Below are 17,710 nucleotides of genomic sequence, written 5' to 3' on the forward strand. Positions count from 1 at the left end.
TAATGCGACTTTTACGACTATTAGTGCCGATACTTTTTTCAATAATTCTTATTGTTCTAGATACTCGTTTTTCATACTTAGATAATTTTAAGCGATTTACTTTAACACTTCTTTCGCCAATCTATTTCGTTGTTGATTTACCTAATCACGTTATTGATTGGGTTAATGATAAAGGCACTGATAATGCCGAACTAATTTCTGAAAATGAATATTTGGAGGGTAAACTCACTGAGCTCAAAGCAAGGCTTCAAACCTATAATAATCTTATTCTAGAAAACCAAAAATTATCTCAACTACTAGATTCAACATACATCATTCCTGAACATCAAATCACATTAGGAAATGTTAAATCGATTTCTCAATCAAGATTAAATAAAAAAATTATTATTGATAAGGGTATGAATGATGGAGTCACTCTATCTCAATTAGTCATTGGATCTGATGGTGTAGTAGGACAAGTCAGCCAAGTTACCCCACTTTATTCTACTGTTCAACTTATTACAGATCCTACTCAACACATGCCTGTTAAAAACTCTCGAAATGGCATTAGAGGAATATCAAGAGGAATTGCCTCTAAGGAAGAAGGCTTAATCATAGAATATATACCTCTAGGCTCGGATGTTAAATTAGGAGACATTTTTGTAACAAGTGGAGTTGGTAATTCATATCCAATTGGTTATCTTTTTGGTAGAGTTATTGCTGTTGATGAAGCTTCTAACGAGTCCTTCCTAACGATATCTCTTGAGCCACTTCAAAACATGAATAAGTTAGAATTAATTTTAGTTGTTTCCAATAATAATGAATAAACAGACCTCATTTATACTCTTAATAAAAGTATCAGTTATTGCTTTGATCATTGGTGCTATTTCATTACCACAAGCTTTAGAGGCTGCTTCTCCATTATGGATGCTAATAATCTTTATATATTGGTTAATATATTCTGAAGCAAAGAGCCCCTATCTTTCGGCTTTGATACTTGGATTATTATTGGATATTCTTCAAGGAGGCATCTTAGGGCAAAATGCCTTAAATCTTGTAATTAGTTCAGCTTTTATTTTAAATGTCAAAAAATCATTTTTTGTCTCTAATTTAACAACTCAACAGGTGTATGTTTTTATTGCCTCTTCAATCTATCTATCAACTCTTCTCATAACCCATATCGCAATTCAAGGTTTTGATTTTAGCTGGTTCGTTCTTCTTTCCCCCTTTACTAGCGCAGTAATATGGCCTGTCATTAGATTCTTATTTGCCAAGATAGATAATTGATTAACTAACAAGTATGGAAAAAATTGCAAATATAAGGCAAGAAAAAAAAGTCTTCAAATCGAGAGTAGTCATTGCATCTTTCCTTATGATAGTAATGACCTTTATTTTAATAATAAGACTCTTTAACCTGCAGATAAATCAATACGATTATTACACTGAAGAAGCACTTGGAAACCAAATGCAGAATCTGCCAATTACCCCAATTAGGGGCAATATATTAGATCGAAATGGGAAAATTTTAGCTACTAATGAATTTTCATATAGATTAACTATTACTCCAGAAAAGGTTTCTAATTTAGATGATGTTTTATTAGATTTAGAAATTAATGAGTTTATTAATAAAGAAGATGTTGATAAATTCAATAAGAATTTAAATCGCTATAAAAAATTTCATAACATACCAATTAAATTTAATATTTCTGAATCTATAGCATCAAAATTTTTAGTCTCAAACCAGTTACCTGGAGTTGAGATTGAACCATACTTTCATAGGGTTTATCCATATGGATCATCCAGTTCTCACCTTATTGGTTATGTATCTTCAATGAGTAAAGAGGATAAAAATATATACGATAAAGAAAATTATGCTGGAACAAGTTTTGTTGGGAAAACAGGCATTGAAAAACAATATGAAACTATTCTTCATGGTAAGACCGGGGAGAAACAAATTGAGAGGAATGTGGCTGGTCGAGTAGTTGGGTCAAAAGTAATAACACCCTCTATCTCTGGTCAAGATATTTACATAAATATTGATATAGATCTCCAGCTTAAAGCAGAATCACTTCTAGGAGACAATAGAGGTGCTATTGCCCTTATTAATGTTAAGGATGGTTCAATTTTAAGCCTAGTTAGTACTCCCAGTTATGATCCAAATTGGTTTGTTAATGGAATCTCAGTTGAAAAATATAATGAACTAAATAGTAATGAAGATTTACCTCTTTTTGATAGAAGCATAAAGGGCCTCTACCCCCCAGGATCAACCATCAAACCTATGGTTGCATTAGCTGGACTTGAATTGAATAATATAACAATAAAAGATACAACTTTTTGCCCAGGTTTTTATAAACTCCCAAATTATTCTCGAAAATTCAATGACTGGAAGCGAACAGGTCATAGTAATGTGAATGTTGTGGATGCTATTGCGCAATCTTGTGACGTATTTTTTTATGACTTAGCATATAAACTTGGGATTGATAAAATTCATGATAGCCTCGCTTTCTTTCAGTTTGGTAAAAAAACTGGCATTGATCTTTCAGGAGAGCTAGGGGGAATTCTGCCATCAAGGGAATGGAAAAAAAATAATAAGGATGAACCGTGGTATCGTGGAGAGACTCTTATCACAGGAATTGGGCAAGGCTTTATGACTGCAAGTCCAATTCAACTTGCTTTAGCAACTGCGGCCATTGCCAACAAAGGACAACTTTTAAAGCCAAAGGTTATGATGCATTCTCAATCAAAGGAAGGGGAGATATTATTAGAACAGCAAAAAGATGTTCTTCAAATTCCTATCAAAGACATTAATAACTGGGAGCTTGTTATTGAAGGAATGAAACAAACCATTTATGGTAAGTCTGGAACTGCAAAAAGATTAAATAATAAGCTTAATTATACTCTGGCAGGAAAAACAGGAACTGCTCAGGTTTTTGGACTTGATCCAGAAGAAGAATACATCGCTGAGAATATTGCTGAAAGATTAAGAGACCATGCATTATTTACTGGTTTTGCACCTATTAACAACCCTCAGGTTGCAATTGCAATAATTGTTGAGAATGCAGGCAGTGGAAGTTCAAAAGCAGCGCCTTTAGCAAGAGAACTTTTGGATGAATACTTTAACAAGTATCCAATTGAACTTGAAAAAGAAGAGAATATTCAATTCTATTAATTAAGTTGAGAATAAAACTTTTTTTTGAATTCTGTAAAGCTATTTACCTTAATTGCCTCTCTCATTAAATGCATTAAGTTTTGGTAGTAGTGAAGATTGTGAAGAGTATTTAAACGAGAGCCCAGAATTTCATTAGTCTTTTGCAGGTGATGCAGATAAGCTCTTGAATAGTTTTTACAGGTTGAACAATAACAATTTACATCAAGAGGGCCAGTGTCTTTCTTATACTTTGCATTTCTTATTTTAACGACTCCTTTTGAGGTGAACAAATAACCATTTCTTGCATTTCGAGTTGGCATAACACAATCAAACATATCAACTCCACATTCAACACCTTCAACCAAATCAGAAGGTGTTCCAACGCCCATTAAGTACCTAGGTTTATTTTTTGGCATATGTTCAGGCAAATAACTAAGAACCTCCATCATTTCTTCTTTGGGCTCTCCAACAGACAAACCTCCAATCGCGTAACCATCAAAATCTATTTCTACAAGTGATTTGATTGACTGAAGACGAAGATCCTTGTGCATACCACCTTGAATAATTCCAAATAAAGAATTTTTATTATTTAGTTTCTGATGTTCAATTGAAGATCTTTTGGCCCATCTCAAAGATAGTTGCATTGATTGGTCAATCTCACTTTTCTTTCCAGGATACGCTGTACAATCATCAAAAATCATCACAATATCTGAACCTAATTTATGCTGAATTTGCATAGATTCTTCAGGGCCCATAAAAATTAAAGAACCATCTTTAGGAGATCGAAACTCGACACCCTCTTCTGTTATTTTTCTCATCTTGCCTAGACTAAAAACTTGAAAGCCACCAGAATCAGTTAGAATTGGCCCATCCCAATTCATAAAATCATGTAAATCGCCATGGGCTGAGATCACTTCAGTTGAGGGTGTTAGAGATAAATGAAAGGTGTTACCTAATATGATTTCTGCACCTAAACCCTTTACCTCCTCTACTGTCATTGCTTTAACAGCACCATAAGTTCCAACAGGCATAAAAGCAGGGGTATTTACCTCACCACGATCGAAGGTCAACCTTCCAAGACGAGCTTTATTATCTATATTTTTAATTTCGAATTTCATAAAAAAATCGTTATGATTTAAATAGATTTAAAAAGCTTGATTAATTTCATCAAAACCAAAACCTCTTGATTGTAAAAAACGTTTTTGTTTAGCTTGATCGTTAAAGTCCTGCGGAGGAGTATCACCAAATTTTTTGTTTCTAACTTCTTTTGCTAATTTAAACCAGTCAAAAATATCTAGATTAAATTTATTGATACCTCTTTGCTTGAGTTCAGATACTATTTTTAAAGGGCCTTTACCTTGGTTATGTCTCATTAGAATAAATGCTTCAGAAAATCGCTCATCACTTTGATAATTTTGCTCAATTAAAATCAGCAATGAGTCATTAATAGCAGAAATATCAAAACCCTTAGCCTGTAATTTTGTCAATAATTCTAACTGAGAATGCTCACGCCTCATCAGCATTCTTAATGCTGCTGAATAGCATCTATTCTTCTGGTTTTGACTCTGATTCTGGCTCATCTTGATCACCACTCATCAATTTTTCACGAATTTTTCCTTCGAGCATTTGACTCATATCAGTATGATCTTTTAAATATTCTCTAGCATTATCTTTGCCTTGACCAATTCTTTCACCTTCAACACTATACCAAGCTCCAGCCTTCTCTACATATCCAAGCTCAACACCAAGATCTATAATTTCACTTTCTCTAGAAATACCTTGATTATATAAAATTTGAAATTCTGCTTTTTTAAATGGAGGCGCAACTTTGTTTTTCAGAACCTTTACACGGGTTTCATTGCCCAAAATTTCATCACCTTTTTTAATGGCACCAATTCGTCTAATATCTAAGCGAACTGAGGCATAAAATTTAAGTGCATTACCTCCAGTAGTTGTCTCTGGATTTCCAAACATAACACCAATTTTCATTCTGAGCTGGTTAATAAATATTACCATAGTATTAGTGCGCTTTATATTTGAGGTGAGTTTTCTTAAAGCTTGAGACATCAATCTTGCTTGTAATCCCATATGAGAAGCACCCATCTCACCTTCAATTTCTGCCTTTGGCGTTAATGCAGCTACTGAATCAATAACAAGAACATCAACACTTCCTGAGCGAACTAACATATCAGTAATTTCTAGTGCTTGCTCACCAGTATCTGGTTGCGAAATTAGTAGGTCATCAGTATTTACACCAAGCTTTCTAGCATAAGAAGGATCTAAAGCATGTTCAGCATCAATAAAAGCAGCAGTTCCTCCTAATTTTTGCATTTCAGCAATTACATGAAGAGTCATTGTTGTTTTTCCTGACGACTCAGGACCATAAATTTCAATAACTCTGCCTTTGGGAAGTCCACCTATGCCCAAAGCAATATCAAGGCTTAAACTCCCCGTAGAAACGGCCTCAATGTCGGTTCTTGCCTCCTCGTCACCCAAAAACATAACTGAGCCCTTACCAAACTGTTTTTCAATTTGACCAAGTGCTACTTTTAAGGCTTCTTTTTTCTGTTCATCCACGCCGCTCTCCCGAGTAAAATATTAAATAAATTATTTATAATTATTATAATGGCTTTCACTGAACAAGATATAGAATGTATGTCTCTGGCTCTCAAACTTTCTCAGTTTGGTCGATCAGATGTTGGTGCAAATCCGATGGTTGGTTGTGTTATAACTCGTGATGATAAAATTATTGCTCAGGACTACCATCAACTCTATGGTGATGGGCATGCTGAAATTAATGCCCTCAATCAAATCAATCATGAAGCAGAAAATACAAAACTCTACGTTACCCTTGAACCATGCTCACATTATGGAAAAACGCCTCCATGCGTTGCTGCACTAATTAATGCTGGTGTAAAAAAAGTCTTTATTGCAATGATTGATCCAAATCCCTTAGTTTCTGGGAAAGGAATTAAAATCTTACAAGATGCTGGTGTTGAAGTTGATATTGGGTTACTTGAAAATGAAGCAAAAGATCTTAACCGAGGATTTATTAAAAGAATGCAAACTGGTATGCCATTTGTGACATCCAAGATTGCTATGAGTATCGATGGAAAAATTGCAATGAAGAGTGGTGAAAGTAAATGGATTACTTCTGAAGCATCTAGAAATGATGTTCAGATACTACGAAGTGAAAACCAGGCAATCATGACTGGCTCAAAGACAGTTTCAAATGATAATCCAAAGATGACAGTTAGGCTTAATAACTCAAAATCTAAACCTTTAAGAGTAGTTATTGATAGTAATAATCAAATTATTGATAAATCTCTTAATATCTTTTCATCTGATGCTGGAACACTAATACTTAATAATTCTAATTCAGAAATTCTATCTAATGGAAAATTAGATTTAAAATCTGCTCTACGTCAACTGGGTAAAAAAGGAATTAATACGCTACTTCTTGAAGCGGGTAGTGGCCTCAATGGAGCAATGCTAGAAGCTGGTTTAATTGATGAGTATATAATCTACACTGCTCCAGTAATCCTAGGAAGTGATGCTAGTTCAATGATTAACATTCCATTAAATAAAATGTCTGAAAAGATTGAGCTTAATATTCTTGATATTCGTCAGATTGGCTCAGATATAAAAATTAGAGCAACGCTGAAATGAATACTCTTGATAATAAAAGAATTGTATTAGGAGTTAGTGGTTCAATAGCAGCCTATAAGGCTCCTGATATTGTTAGACGTCTTATAGATCTGGGTGCTGATGTAAGGGTTATTATTACAGAAGGTGGTAGAGAATTCGTGAGTGAGCTATCACTTCAAACAGTTTCAAAAAATAAAGTTCATAATAATCTCTGGGATAAAGACGCTGAGCTTGCTATGGGCCATATAGAATTAGCAAAATGGGCTGATGTTATTATTATTGCTCCAGCATCTGCAAATACAATTGCCAAAATTTGTCATGGCAAAGCAGATGACCTTCTTTCAACAGTTATTCTTGCAACAAAAGCAATCATAATGATTGCTCCATCGATGAATCAACAAATGTATGCTTCAAAAGCAATGAATGAGAATCTTCGAATACTTGAAGCTCGTGGAGTAGTTAATATAGAACCAGGGTCTGGAGAACAAGCATGCGGAGATATAGGTGAAGGAAGGTTAGCTGAACCAATTGAAATTGCTCATCAAGCAGCAAACCTATTTATTAATAATCTACTAATTGGAAAAAAGGTTTTAATAACATTAGGAGGTACTATTGAGGCGATAGATCCTGTTAGGTTTATATCAAATAATAGTAGTGGAAAAATGGGAATGGCTCTAGCAAATGCTTGTGTCAATTCTGGAGCAAAAGTAACTATGATTATTGGCTCAATTTCAACGCAAATTGAAAAAAGAGCAAAAGCAATTTTTGTTACTAGTGCAGATGATATGTATGAAGCTGTAATGGATAATATCGAGAATCAAGATCTTTTTATTAGTTGTGCGGCAGTTGCAGATTTCAAGCCAGCAAAAGTTAGTCAAAATAAAATTAAAAATAATACTAATTTAGAGTCAATTATTCTTTCAAAAAATAAGGATATTTTAGAAAGTGTTTGTAAACTAAATAGTAAACCAATCTGTATTGGCTTTGCAGCAGAAACTGAAAATCTTATATCAAACGCGACTGAGAAACTAATAAATAAAAAATGTGATGCAATTGTTGTGAATGATGTCTCAAACAGAGAGTTTGGTCTGAATTCTGATAATAATGAAGTTCACTTTATAACATCAAAGAAAACTGAAAAAATTGATAAGAATAGCAAACAAATTATTGCTGAAAAATTAATTAATAAAATTGTAAAATATTTTTTCTAATTCTCCAAGATGCCTATACATAAAGGCTTTGTGGACTTACTCACAAAACTGTGGATAACTCTGGTGATATCTCTTAATATCATTAATAAAATTGCGTCAGAATAGTAAATTCTATGGTTTTGGTTAATAAATAATCACCTCTATTTTTTCTATATAAATCAACAACTTATATTTTTATAGTTTTCAAAATTAATTTTGTTAATTGTAAAATTATTACTTAAAACTCAAATAGCGGATAACTTTTCTAGTTTTCCTTGATATAGAGCGATTTGAAGGACTAATTACTTTTTAAATTTTATTTATCCAGATTAAAAAAAATATCATTTAAAGTCAATTCTTATAGTAATAATTAACTAAATTATTTGTTGAAATTTAAAAAGCTTTTTTAGTCTTGTTTAGTGGCTTACTTAAAGGAAATTTAAGGCCAAAACAATCCATAATTATTTTTTCAAACTAGTAATTAATTTGGTATTTATCGTGACCAAATTTTTGTTCAATTGTATCTAGTAATTCACGATCTAAGGAAACATCATATTCTTTTGAAAGTGGAATATTTCCAGATGCATTACTAGATTGATACTCGATAATTACTGGACACTTTCCACGAAAATCTTTAAGTAGATTACATAGCTCTTCGTACTTGTTTTTATTATCGTCACTTAGTTTAATTTTTAAAAATTTGGCGTACTTTAATTGAACTTTTTGAACAGGTTCTATTTTATCTACAACAATCTGCCATTGCTCTCTAAAATCTTGATTTACTTTCCCTGAAATAACAACAACTTCATCTAGAATTAATTGGTCACTATTTGAACTAAGTGCTTGAGAGAAAACAGCTGCATTTATTTTCCTTTTTCCGTCTTCAACCTTTAAGCTTGCCATCAAACCTCTTCTAGTATTTCGATAATCAATATCAGATATTAGGGCTAGAACACGGACCTCACGATTATTTCTAAATACTAATTCATTTGGTAAAGTGCAAACTATTGATTTCAGTTCATTCTTATACCAATCAGTTGGATGCCTATTGAGGTAATAGCCCATCACTTTTTTTTCGAATACCATCATTTGCTTGAAAGATAAGTAAGAACCACTTATGTATTTCTTTTCGTATTCAGTATCAGTTTCGACTTCTGCAAATAGGCCACCTTGCCCAATTAATAAATCATTTTGTCTTTGTTCTGCCTGAGTTCTAGCATTCGGATATGTGGATATAAGAGTTGCTCTTTTTACACCAAAATTATCAAATGCCCCAGCATAGATTAACGCCTCTAATGCCCTTCGATTAAGAAACTTCTTTTCTATTCGCAAGCAAAAGTCAAAAATATCTAAGAAATCACCATTTTTTATTCGCTCTATAACAATCTCTCTAACTAGTGCCTCACCAACTCCTTTTATCGCACCGAGCCCATAAACTATTGTCATATTATCTTTAATGCTAAACTCATATTCAGATTGATTTATATCAGGAGCAATAAATATGATTCCTTTTTTCTTTGATTCTCCAACCGTAAAAGCAACTCGATCAGTATCATCCATTGCTGATGATAATACTGCACTCATATAGGGAGCTGGAAAATGAGCTTTTAGCCATGCGGTCTGATAAGAAATATAAGCATAGGCAACTGAATGAGATTTATTAAATCCATAGCCTGAAAATTTATCAATTAGGTCAAAAATTTCATTGGCCTTATCTTTTTCAATATTTTTTTTGGCAGCGCCTTTTACAAAAACCTCTCTTTGTTCAGCCATTTCTTCAGCTTTTTTCTTACCCATTGCTCTTCGCAATATATCTGCACCACCCAAAGAGTAGCCCGCCATAATTTGAGCAGATTTCATTACCTGCTCTTGATAAATAAAAACACCATTTGTTGGTTTTAAAATTTCTTCCAGTATCTTATGAGGATATCGAACTTTTGCTCCATGCTTAACTTGAATATAATCATCCACCATTCCTGACTCTAATGGGCCTGGTCTATATAAAGCTAACATGGCAACTATATCCTCAAAACAATCTGCTTTCAATTTTTTTAAATAGCCTCGCATCCCATCTGATTCAAGCTGAAAAACTCCAGTAGTATCACAATCTTGAAGTAATTTATATACTTTTGGATCATCCAAAGCGAGTTTATCAATATCTATTAAACCCTCACTTAATTTATTTTTAGCAATAATTTTTACTGCCTTATCAATAATAGTTAAATTTGATAAACCAAGAAAATCAAACTTAACAAGACCAACTGCTTCAACATCATCTTTATCAAACTGAGAGACAATAACATCTGACTCATCAGCTCCTTTGTATATTGGGCAAAAATCACTAATCTTGCTTGGTGCAATAACTACACCACCAGCATGCGTCCCAACATTTCTAATTAGGCCTTCCAATTCTTGAGACAAGTCAATAAGTGTAGAAACACTCTCTTCAGAATCATAGCGGGCCTTAAGCTCTGAAGAATCCTCTAAGGCTTTTTCTAATGTAATCTTTAATTCATTTGGAATCATTTTAGAGATCTGATCACTAAAGCCATAAGGGTGTCCTAAGACTCTTCCTACATCTCTTACAACTCCTTTAGCAGCCATAGTTCCGTAAGTAATAATTTGAGAAACTTTATCAGACCCATATTTGCTGGCAACGTATGCAATAACTTCATCTCTTCTATCAGTACAAAAATCAATATCAAAGTCAGGCATTGATATTCGCTCAGGATTAAGAAAACGCTCAAATAAAAGATCATGTTCAATTGGATCTACATTTGTTATAGATAATGCCCAAGCAACTAAAGAACCAGCTCCTGAACCCCTTCCTGGTCCAACAGGAATACCATTCTCTTTAGCCCATCTTATAAAGTCAGAGACAATTAAAAAATACCCTGGATAGTCCATTTCTAAAATCACAGACAACTCAAAATTTAATCTATCAAAATAAATCTCTTCATTTACTTTAATATCCTTTAATCTTTCTTTGAGACCCAACAATGACTCTTCATTAAAGAATTCAGAGATTGACTTTCCCTCTGGTGTTGGAAAAACTGGAAGATAATTTTTTTCAAATAGTTCAAAGTGCAAATTGCATCTTTTTGAAAGCTCAAGTGTATTTTTTAAAATATTTGGGAAGTCAGAAAATAGCTCAGACATCTCGCTAGGTGTTTTTAAATACTGCGCCTTACTAAAATGCTTTAATCTGCGAGCATCATCTAGCAGACCTCCTTCTGAAATACATATTCTTGCTTCATGAGCCTCATAATCTTCTTTTTTTAAAAATTGAACATCATTAGTTGCCACTACTGGAATATTTAATTTTAATCCTAGCTCTATAGTCTGATTAAGAAGACTTTCATCAAATGTTCGATTAGTTCTTTGAACAGCCATATAGTAGCGACTATTAAATACTGATTCCCAGCTTTTAACTTTTTCTTCTGCAATTTCTAACTTACCTGATAAGAATAGTTTTGAAATATCTGAGGTTACTAAAGGTGCTATCATAATTAAACCTTCATTATGAGAGATGAGTTGCTCTTCATTTACAGTTGCAATTGAAATACCTTGTTCACCTAAGTATGCTTTAGAGATAAGCTCTGAAAGATTTAAATACCCTTTGTGGTTTTGACAAAGTAAAAGAACTTCATAAGTACCAAATTCAAAAGTTACTGATAACTTTGAACCAATGATTGGCTTAATTCCTTCTTTAGTAGCTTTTTGATAAAATTTAACTGCTGAAAATAGACTCATATCATCTGTCAAAGCAACACTGCTCATTCCTGCCTCTTTGACACTTTCAATTAGTTTTGAGACTCGTATCAAACTATTCTTGACAGAATATTCACTTTGGCATTGAAGATGAACAAAACCTGTAAATGACATAAATAAAATGATTTGGATACTATCAATTCATTTTACAAACAAATGGCTAAAGATAAATCTATAAAAAATAAAAAAATTAAATATTCTCAGCCGCTCTAATTAAAGCTTCGGCTTTATCCATAGTTTCTTGCCATTCATTTTCTGGTAAAGAGTCATGAACTATTCCCGCACCAGCCTGGATATAAAGAACTTCATCTTTTATTATTGCAGTTCTAATTGCAATTGCCAGATCCATTCCACCATGCCATGACAAATTACCAATTGCACCTGAGTATACATTTCGTTTTAATGTTTCAACCTCATCAATTATTTCCATAGCCCTTACTTTTGGCGCACCACTTAAAGTACCTGCAGGAAAAGTAGCTTTTAAGACATCAATTGAACTCATATTTTCTCTTAATTGACACTCCACATTTGAAACAATATGCATAACATGAGAGTACTTCTCAATAAACATTTTATCCGTAAGAGTAACACTGCCAGTTTTGGCAATTCGGCCAAGATCATTTCTACCCAAATCAATAAGCATCAGATGCTCTGCAATTTCTTTTTCATCTGATAGAAGATCTTTCTCCAAATTAAGATCTTCATCAAGTGTTTTTCCCCTTGACCTTGTTCCAGCCAAGGGCCTTATAGTAGCAACATTATTATTATCAACTCGTGTTAAGATTTCAGGAGATGATCCTACAATCGAAAAATTATCTAAATTAAGAAAATACATATAAGGAGAAGGATTAAGAATTCGTAATTGCCGATAAAGCTCAATTGGTTTAGCTTTGAAAGAACAACTTAATCTTTGAGATGGAACCACTTGCATAACATCACCAGCAATTATATATTTCTGGACATCTTTAACAGCCTTTAAAAAATTTTCCTTTCCAAAGCTTGAAACAAAGTCAGTTGGCTTAATATTTTCAGAAGCTGATATCTTATGCTCGAATAACTGCTTTATATCTTTATCAATCGCATCAAGTTTTAAAATTGCATCATCATACGAATTTTTAGTTGGATCAATATGAGTGATTATATAAACCTTACTAGATAAGTTATCAACAACTAAAAGATCATTAGAAACCATCAATAATATATCAGGTACATTAAGTTCGTCAGTTTTATCAATATTTTTTAATCTAGGCTCAATATATCGAATAATTTCATACCCAAAATAGCCAACTAAACCACCATTAAAATCTGGTAAATTTTCTAATTTTGGAACTTTAAAAGTATTTTGATAATCTTCAATCCATGCTAGTGGGTCATCTACATCATTTTTTTCAATTAATTGTCCATTTTTTTCTACTCGAACTTCATAGTTAAATACTTTAATAACTGTTTCAGCAGCTAGACCAATAAATGAGTAACGTCCCCATTTTTCTCCACCCTGGACAGATTCTAAAAAGTAGGTATATGGCTTATTTGCAAGCTTTAGATACAATGCTAGGGGTGTATCAGTATCCACAACAATCTCTTTAGAGAAAGGAATATGATTAAAACCATTCTTTACAAGGGTATTAAATTGAGACTTTTGCATTAGTATATTTTATCATTACCAAGATAATGATGGTTTTGGATTAATTATTCAAATAATCTTAAACAATTACATATGATTTTAAATTAGGCATCCAAAGTCAAAATTCTAACTAGAATGCCTAATTTATAGGTTAAGTTTGTTATTTCTCAGCTTCAGCCTCAACTTCACTAAGTTGATCAGAAAGTTCTTGCTCCGCTTCACTAGCTTGCATCAAAGTCTCTACACGCTGACTTCTTTTCTCTTGATGATGTTTAAAACCAGTTCCTGCAGGTATCAATCTACCTACGATAACATTCTCTTTAAGACCCCTAAGATCATCTACTCTTCCTGTAATAGATGCTTCAGTGAGAACTCTTGTGGTCTCTTGGAATGAAGCAGCAGAAATAAATGATTCAGTAGAAAGTGAAGCTTTAGTAATACCCATTAGTAATCTTTGGAAAACTATCTCATTTTTCCCTTGGGCCTTTAATTGCTTATTTTTTTCAACCACATGAGCATATTCTGCAGTTTCACCATTTACATATTTTGAGTCACCATTATCAATAATTTCAACTTTTCTTAACATTTGCTTAACAACAACTTCAATATGTTTGTCTGATATTTTCACTCCCTGAAGACGGTAAACATTTTGAACCTCTTTAACAATATAATTTGCTAACGAAGCAACGCCTAACAATCTAAGAATATCATGCGGATTAGAAGGTCCATCAGAAATCATATCACCTTTCTCAACCGTTTCACCATCAAATACATTAATCGCACGCCAATGGTGAATCATCATTTCTGTTACGTCCCCAGACTCATTTGTTATAAGCATTCGAACTTTAGATTTAGTAGGGCTTCCAAAACTAACAACACCTGCACTCTCTGCAAGAATAGCATGATCCTTAGCTTTACGAGCCTCAAATAAATCAGCAACACGAGGTAATCCTCCTGTTATATCACTTGTTTTTGAAACTGCTTTTGGAATCTTAGCGAGAATTTCTCCAGCTTCAATTAACTGCCCATCTTCTAAATTGATTTTTACACCAGAAGGCAAATAATGCGTTGATAAGACCTGTTTTTTATCTTTCTTATCAATTAATTTAATCATTGGCTTCATATCTTTAGCAGCTGAAGTTCTTTCTGCTTCTTCAATCATCTCAAAGAAAGTTAATCCTGTTAATGGATCTGAGTTTTTAACAACTGTAAGTCCCTCAACAAAATCAATAAATGATACTCTTCCAGAATTTTCAGCAATAATTGGATGTGTATGTGGATCCCAATCCGCAATTTTATCTTTTGCTTTAACTTTTCCACCATCTTGAAAATGAACTACTGCACCATAAGGGAGTTTATAACGCTCTTTAACTTGACCCAACTCATTTCTAATTGATGCCTCTGAAGACCTTGAAATAACAACTAAGTCTCCGTTAGAATTAGCAATTGACTTCATATTTTCAAAATGTACAACACCATCTGTATTTATATTAATACTATTAACTGCAGTAGAAGAACTTGCAGCACCTCCAATATGGAATGTACGCATTGTAAGTTGAGTTCCTGGCTCACCAATTGATTGAGCAGCAATTACACCTACAGCCTCTCCAACTCCTATTTTATGACCTCTTGCCATATCATTACCATAACAAGATGCACATACTCCATATGAAGTATCACAAGTAATTGCTGAACGAACCTTAATAGATTCTACACCAAGTTCATCAATATTTTCAGAGTCAGATAATGTAATTAAATGACCTTTTTCTAAAAAAACCTTTTTAGAATTTGGAACTAAAATTGCTTCAGCTAAGATTCTTCCAAGTACAGCAGAACCTAAAGTTTGAACTACATTACCTCCATCAATTGCAGCCTTCATAACCAAGCCATTTTCAGTACCGCAATCTTCTTCAGTAACTACAAGGTCTTGTCCAACATCAACAAGCCGGCGTGTTAAGTAACCTGAATTAGCTGTCTTTAATGCTGTGTCAGCTAGTCCTTTTCGTGCACCATGAGTAGAAATAAAGTATTGCATATTATTTAGCCCTTCACGAAAATTACTCGTAATTGGCGTCTCAATAATTGATCCATCTGGCTTAGCCATAAGTCCACGCATACCAGCTAATTGACGAATCTGAGCTGGAGATCCTCGTGCCCCAGAATCTGCCATCATATAAATAGAATTAAAAGAAGGTTTTTTCTCAGTATTACCATCTGTATCTATAACATCATCATAACCAACTTTATCCATCATAGCTTTAGCAACTTCTTCAGAAGTCCTTGACCAAATATCTATAACTTTGTTATAGCGTTCACCATTAGTTACAATTCCTGAGGCAAACTGCTGTTGTACATCCTTGACTTGGCTATTAGCCTTATCAATCATTTCAGTTTTTTCACTTGGAATAATCATATCATTTGAACAAAAAGATATACCTGATTTAGTTGAAAATTCAAACCCCATATACATCATCTGATCAGCAAAAATTACAGTCTCTTTAAGTTCTTGAGTTCGATAACAAACTTGAATCAAATTTGAAACTACTTTTTTTGTTAATGCTTCATTGATTAAACTAAATGACAAACCCTTTGGTAGTATTCTGGAAAAAATTGCTCGACCAACTGTTGTATCAACTATTTCAGAAGAATTAGAAACATATTTACCCTTAACCTTTTCATATAAATGAACTCTTAATTTAACTTTTGAATGGAGACTTACAGCTCCCTCATCGTATGCAGTAAGGGCTTCATTAGTATTTGCAAAAATAGTGCCTTCACCTTTTTGATTTATCATTTCCCTTGTCATATAGTAGAGACCTAAAATTACATCCTGAGATGGAATAATAATTGGGTCACCACTAGCAAGATGAAGAATATTATTTGATGCCAACATTAAAGTTCTAGCTTCAAGCTGAGCCTCCTCTGAAAGAGGAACATGAACCGCCATCTGATCACCATCAAAATCTGCATTAAATGCAGTACATACTAAAGGATGAAGCTGGATTGCCTTACCCTCAATTAATAGAGGTTCAAATGCTTGAATACCAAGCCTATGAAGAGTTGGAGCTCGATTCAATAGAACAGGATGTTGATGAACAACCCTTTCTAAAATATCCCAAACTTCAGGTATCTCACTTTCCACCATTTTTTTAGCTGCTTTAATTGTAGAAGCAAGTCCATTTGCTTGAAGCCTATTGTATATAAATGGTTTGAATAATTCTAAAGCCATCTTCTTGGGAAGGCCACACTGATGAAGTTTTAAATATGGACCACAGACAATTACTGAACGACCAGAATAATCTACTCTCTTACCAAGTAAATTTTGACGGAAGCGACCCTGCTTCCCTTTTATCATGTCAGCAATTGATTTAAGTGGACGCCTATTGTTACCCATTACCGCCCTTCCTCTTCGACCATTATCAATTAATGAATCAACAGCTTCTTGAAGCATACGCTTTTCATTTCGAACAATAATTTCAGGCGCATCAAGCTCTAATAGTCTTCCAAGACGATTATTTCTATTTATAACACGTCTATACAAATCATTTAAATCGGATGTTGCAAATCTTCCCCCATCTAAAGGAACTAATGGTCTTAAATCAGGTGGCAGAATAGGAAGAACATTTAATACCATCCATTCAGGTTTATTTCCAGATTTAATTAAAGAGTCGACTAGTTTTAGACGCTTATTAATCTTCTTTAATTTAGTTTGAGATTTGGTACTAAGAGCATCCTCTCTTAAATTTGCAGCTTCTTTTTCAAGTTGCATTTCAGAGAGCACATCTTGGATAGCCTCTGCTCCCATTTTTGCAATAAACTCATCATCACCATACTCGTCTAAAGCATCAAAATACATCTCTTCGGTAAGAAGTTGTTTTTTTATTAATGGAGTATTTCCAGAATCAGTTACCAAGAATGCCTCAAAATAAAGAACACGCTCAATATCTTTCAATGACATATCCATTAATAAACCAAGTCTAGAAGGTAAGGACTTTAAATACCAAATATGAGCAACTGGAGCAGCAAGCTCTATGTGGCCCATTCTTTCTCGTCTTACCTTTGAGAGGGTAACTTCAACACCACATTTCTCACAAACTACATTACGAAATTTCATGCGCTTGTATTTTCCACATAAGCATTCAAAATCCTTCATAGGACCAAAAATTTTGGCACAAAATAACCCTTCTCTTTCAGGTTTAAAGGTTCTATAGTTAATAGTTTCAGGTTTTTTTACTTCACCAAAAGACCATGAACGAATTTTTTCAGGGGAAGCTAAACCAACTCTTATTGCATCAAAATCTTGTTCTTTATTTTGCTGTTTTAAAATTTGTAATAAATCTTTCAAAGGAT

At 33.5% G+C, this 17,710-nt stretch carries 11 protein-coding genes; 5 read left to right on the forward strand and 6 right to left on the reverse strand.

Features of this window, described 5'->3' with window-relative positions; translation table 11 throughout:
• Positions 1–2: 2 nt before the first annotated feature.
• Genes mreC through mrdA form a run of 3 tightly spaced genes read left to right on the forward strand, consistent with a single transcriptional unit; the run spans position 3 to position 3,148 of the window.
• The gene (gene mreC / locus CRN91_RS07800; protein WP_114115870.1) at positions 3–806 is read left to right on the forward strand and encodes a rod shape-determining protein MreC; all 804 of its coding nucleotides are present in this window, start codon (positions 3–5) and stop codon (positions 804–806) included.
• Positions 799–1,266 carry a rod shape-determining protein MreD gene (gene mreD, locus CRN91_RS07805; protein WP_114115871.1) on the forward strand — a complete coding sequence of 156 codons (468 nt, stop codon included), beginning with the start codon at positions 799–801 and terminating at the stop codon, positions 1,264–1,266. The genes mreC and mreD overlap by 8 nt, the downstream gene beginning before the upstream one ends.
• A gap of 13 nt (positions 1,267–1,279) precedes the next feature.
• Positions 1,280–3,148 (forward strand): penicillin-binding protein 2, encoded by a 1,869-nt coding sequence (mrdA, locus tag CRN91_RS07810; RefSeq protein WP_114115872.1) that lies wholly within the window; start codon positions 1,280–1,282, stop codon positions 3,146–3,148.
• Here mrdA and tgt read toward each other — a convergent pair.
• Genes tgt through recA form a run of 3 tightly spaced genes read right to left on the reverse strand, consistent with a single transcriptional unit; the run spans position 3,145 to position 5,704 of the window.
• Positions 3,145–4,245 carry a tRNA guanosine(34) transglycosylase Tgt gene (gene tgt / locus CRN91_RS07815; protein ID WP_114115873.1) on the reverse strand — a complete coding sequence of 367 codons (1,101 nt, stop codon included), beginning with the start codon at positions 4,243–4,245 and terminating at the stop codon, positions 3,145–3,147. The genes mrdA and tgt overlap by 4 nt on opposite strands.
• Positions 4,246–4,272: 27 nt before the next feature.
• Positions 4,273–4,707 (reverse strand): regulatory protein RecX, encoded by a 435-nt coding sequence (locus tag CRN91_RS07820; protein WP_254424933.1) that lies wholly within the window; start codon positions 4,705–4,707, stop codon positions 4,273–4,275.
• Complete coding sequence (gene recA, locus CRN91_RS07825; RefSeq protein WP_114115874.1) at positions 4,673–5,704, reverse strand: recombinase RecA; 1,032 nt, start codon at positions 5,702–5,704, stop codon at positions 4,673–4,675. Before recA ends, CRN91_RS07820 begins: the two co-directional genes overlap by 35 nt.
• A 48-nt stretch (positions 5,705–5,752) precedes the next feature.
• On the opposite strand from recA, the gene ribD reads away from it, so the two are divergent.
• Entirely contained in the window at positions 5,753–6,796 is a 1,044-nt protein-coding gene (gene ribD / locus CRN91_RS07830; protein ID WP_114115875.1) for a bifunctional diaminohydroxyphosphoribosylaminopyrimidine deaminase/5-amino-6-(5-phosphoribosylamino)uracil reductase RibD, read from the forward strand.
• On the forward strand, positions 6,793–7,986 hold the full coding sequence (gene coaBC, locus CRN91_RS07835; protein ID WP_114115876.1) for a bifunctional phosphopantothenoylcysteine decarboxylase/phosphopantothenate--cysteine ligase CoaBC: 1,194 nt from the start codon (positions 6,793–6,795) through the stop codon (positions 7,984–7,986). The genes ribD and coaBC overlap by 4 nt, the downstream gene beginning before the upstream one ends.
• 453 nt (positions 7,987–8,439) lie before the next feature.
• Here coaBC and dnaE read toward each other — a convergent pair whose 3' ends face one another.
• From dnaE to rpoC, 3 genes are all read right to left on the reverse strand, one after another.
• Entirely contained in the window at positions 8,440–11,850 is a 3,411-nt protein-coding gene (dnaE, locus tag CRN91_RS07840; RefSeq protein WP_114115877.1) for a DNA polymerase III subunit alpha, read from the reverse strand.
• 76 nt (positions 11,851–11,926) lie between these two features.
• Positions 11,927–13,381 carry an anthranilate synthase component I gene (gene trpE, locus CRN91_RS07845; protein ID WP_114115878.1) on the reverse strand — a complete coding sequence of 485 codons (1,455 nt, stop codon included), beginning with the start codon at positions 13,379–13,381 and terminating at the stop codon, positions 11,927–11,929.
• A 139-nt stretch (positions 13,382–13,520) separates the two neighbouring features.
• Positions 13,521–17,705, reverse strand: a complete 4,185-nt coding sequence (rpoC, locus tag CRN91_RS07850) for a DNA-directed RNA polymerase subunit beta' (protein WP_114115879.1) — start codon at positions 17,703–17,705, stop codon at positions 13,521–13,523.
• Positions 17,706–17,710 lie beyond the last annotated feature (5 nt).

Source organism: Candidatus Thioglobus sp. NP1, assembly GCF_003326015.1.
Taxonomy (GTDB): domain Bacteria; phylum Pseudomonadota; class Gammaproteobacteria; order PS1; family Pseudothioglobaceae; genus Pseudothioglobus; species Pseudothioglobus singularis_A.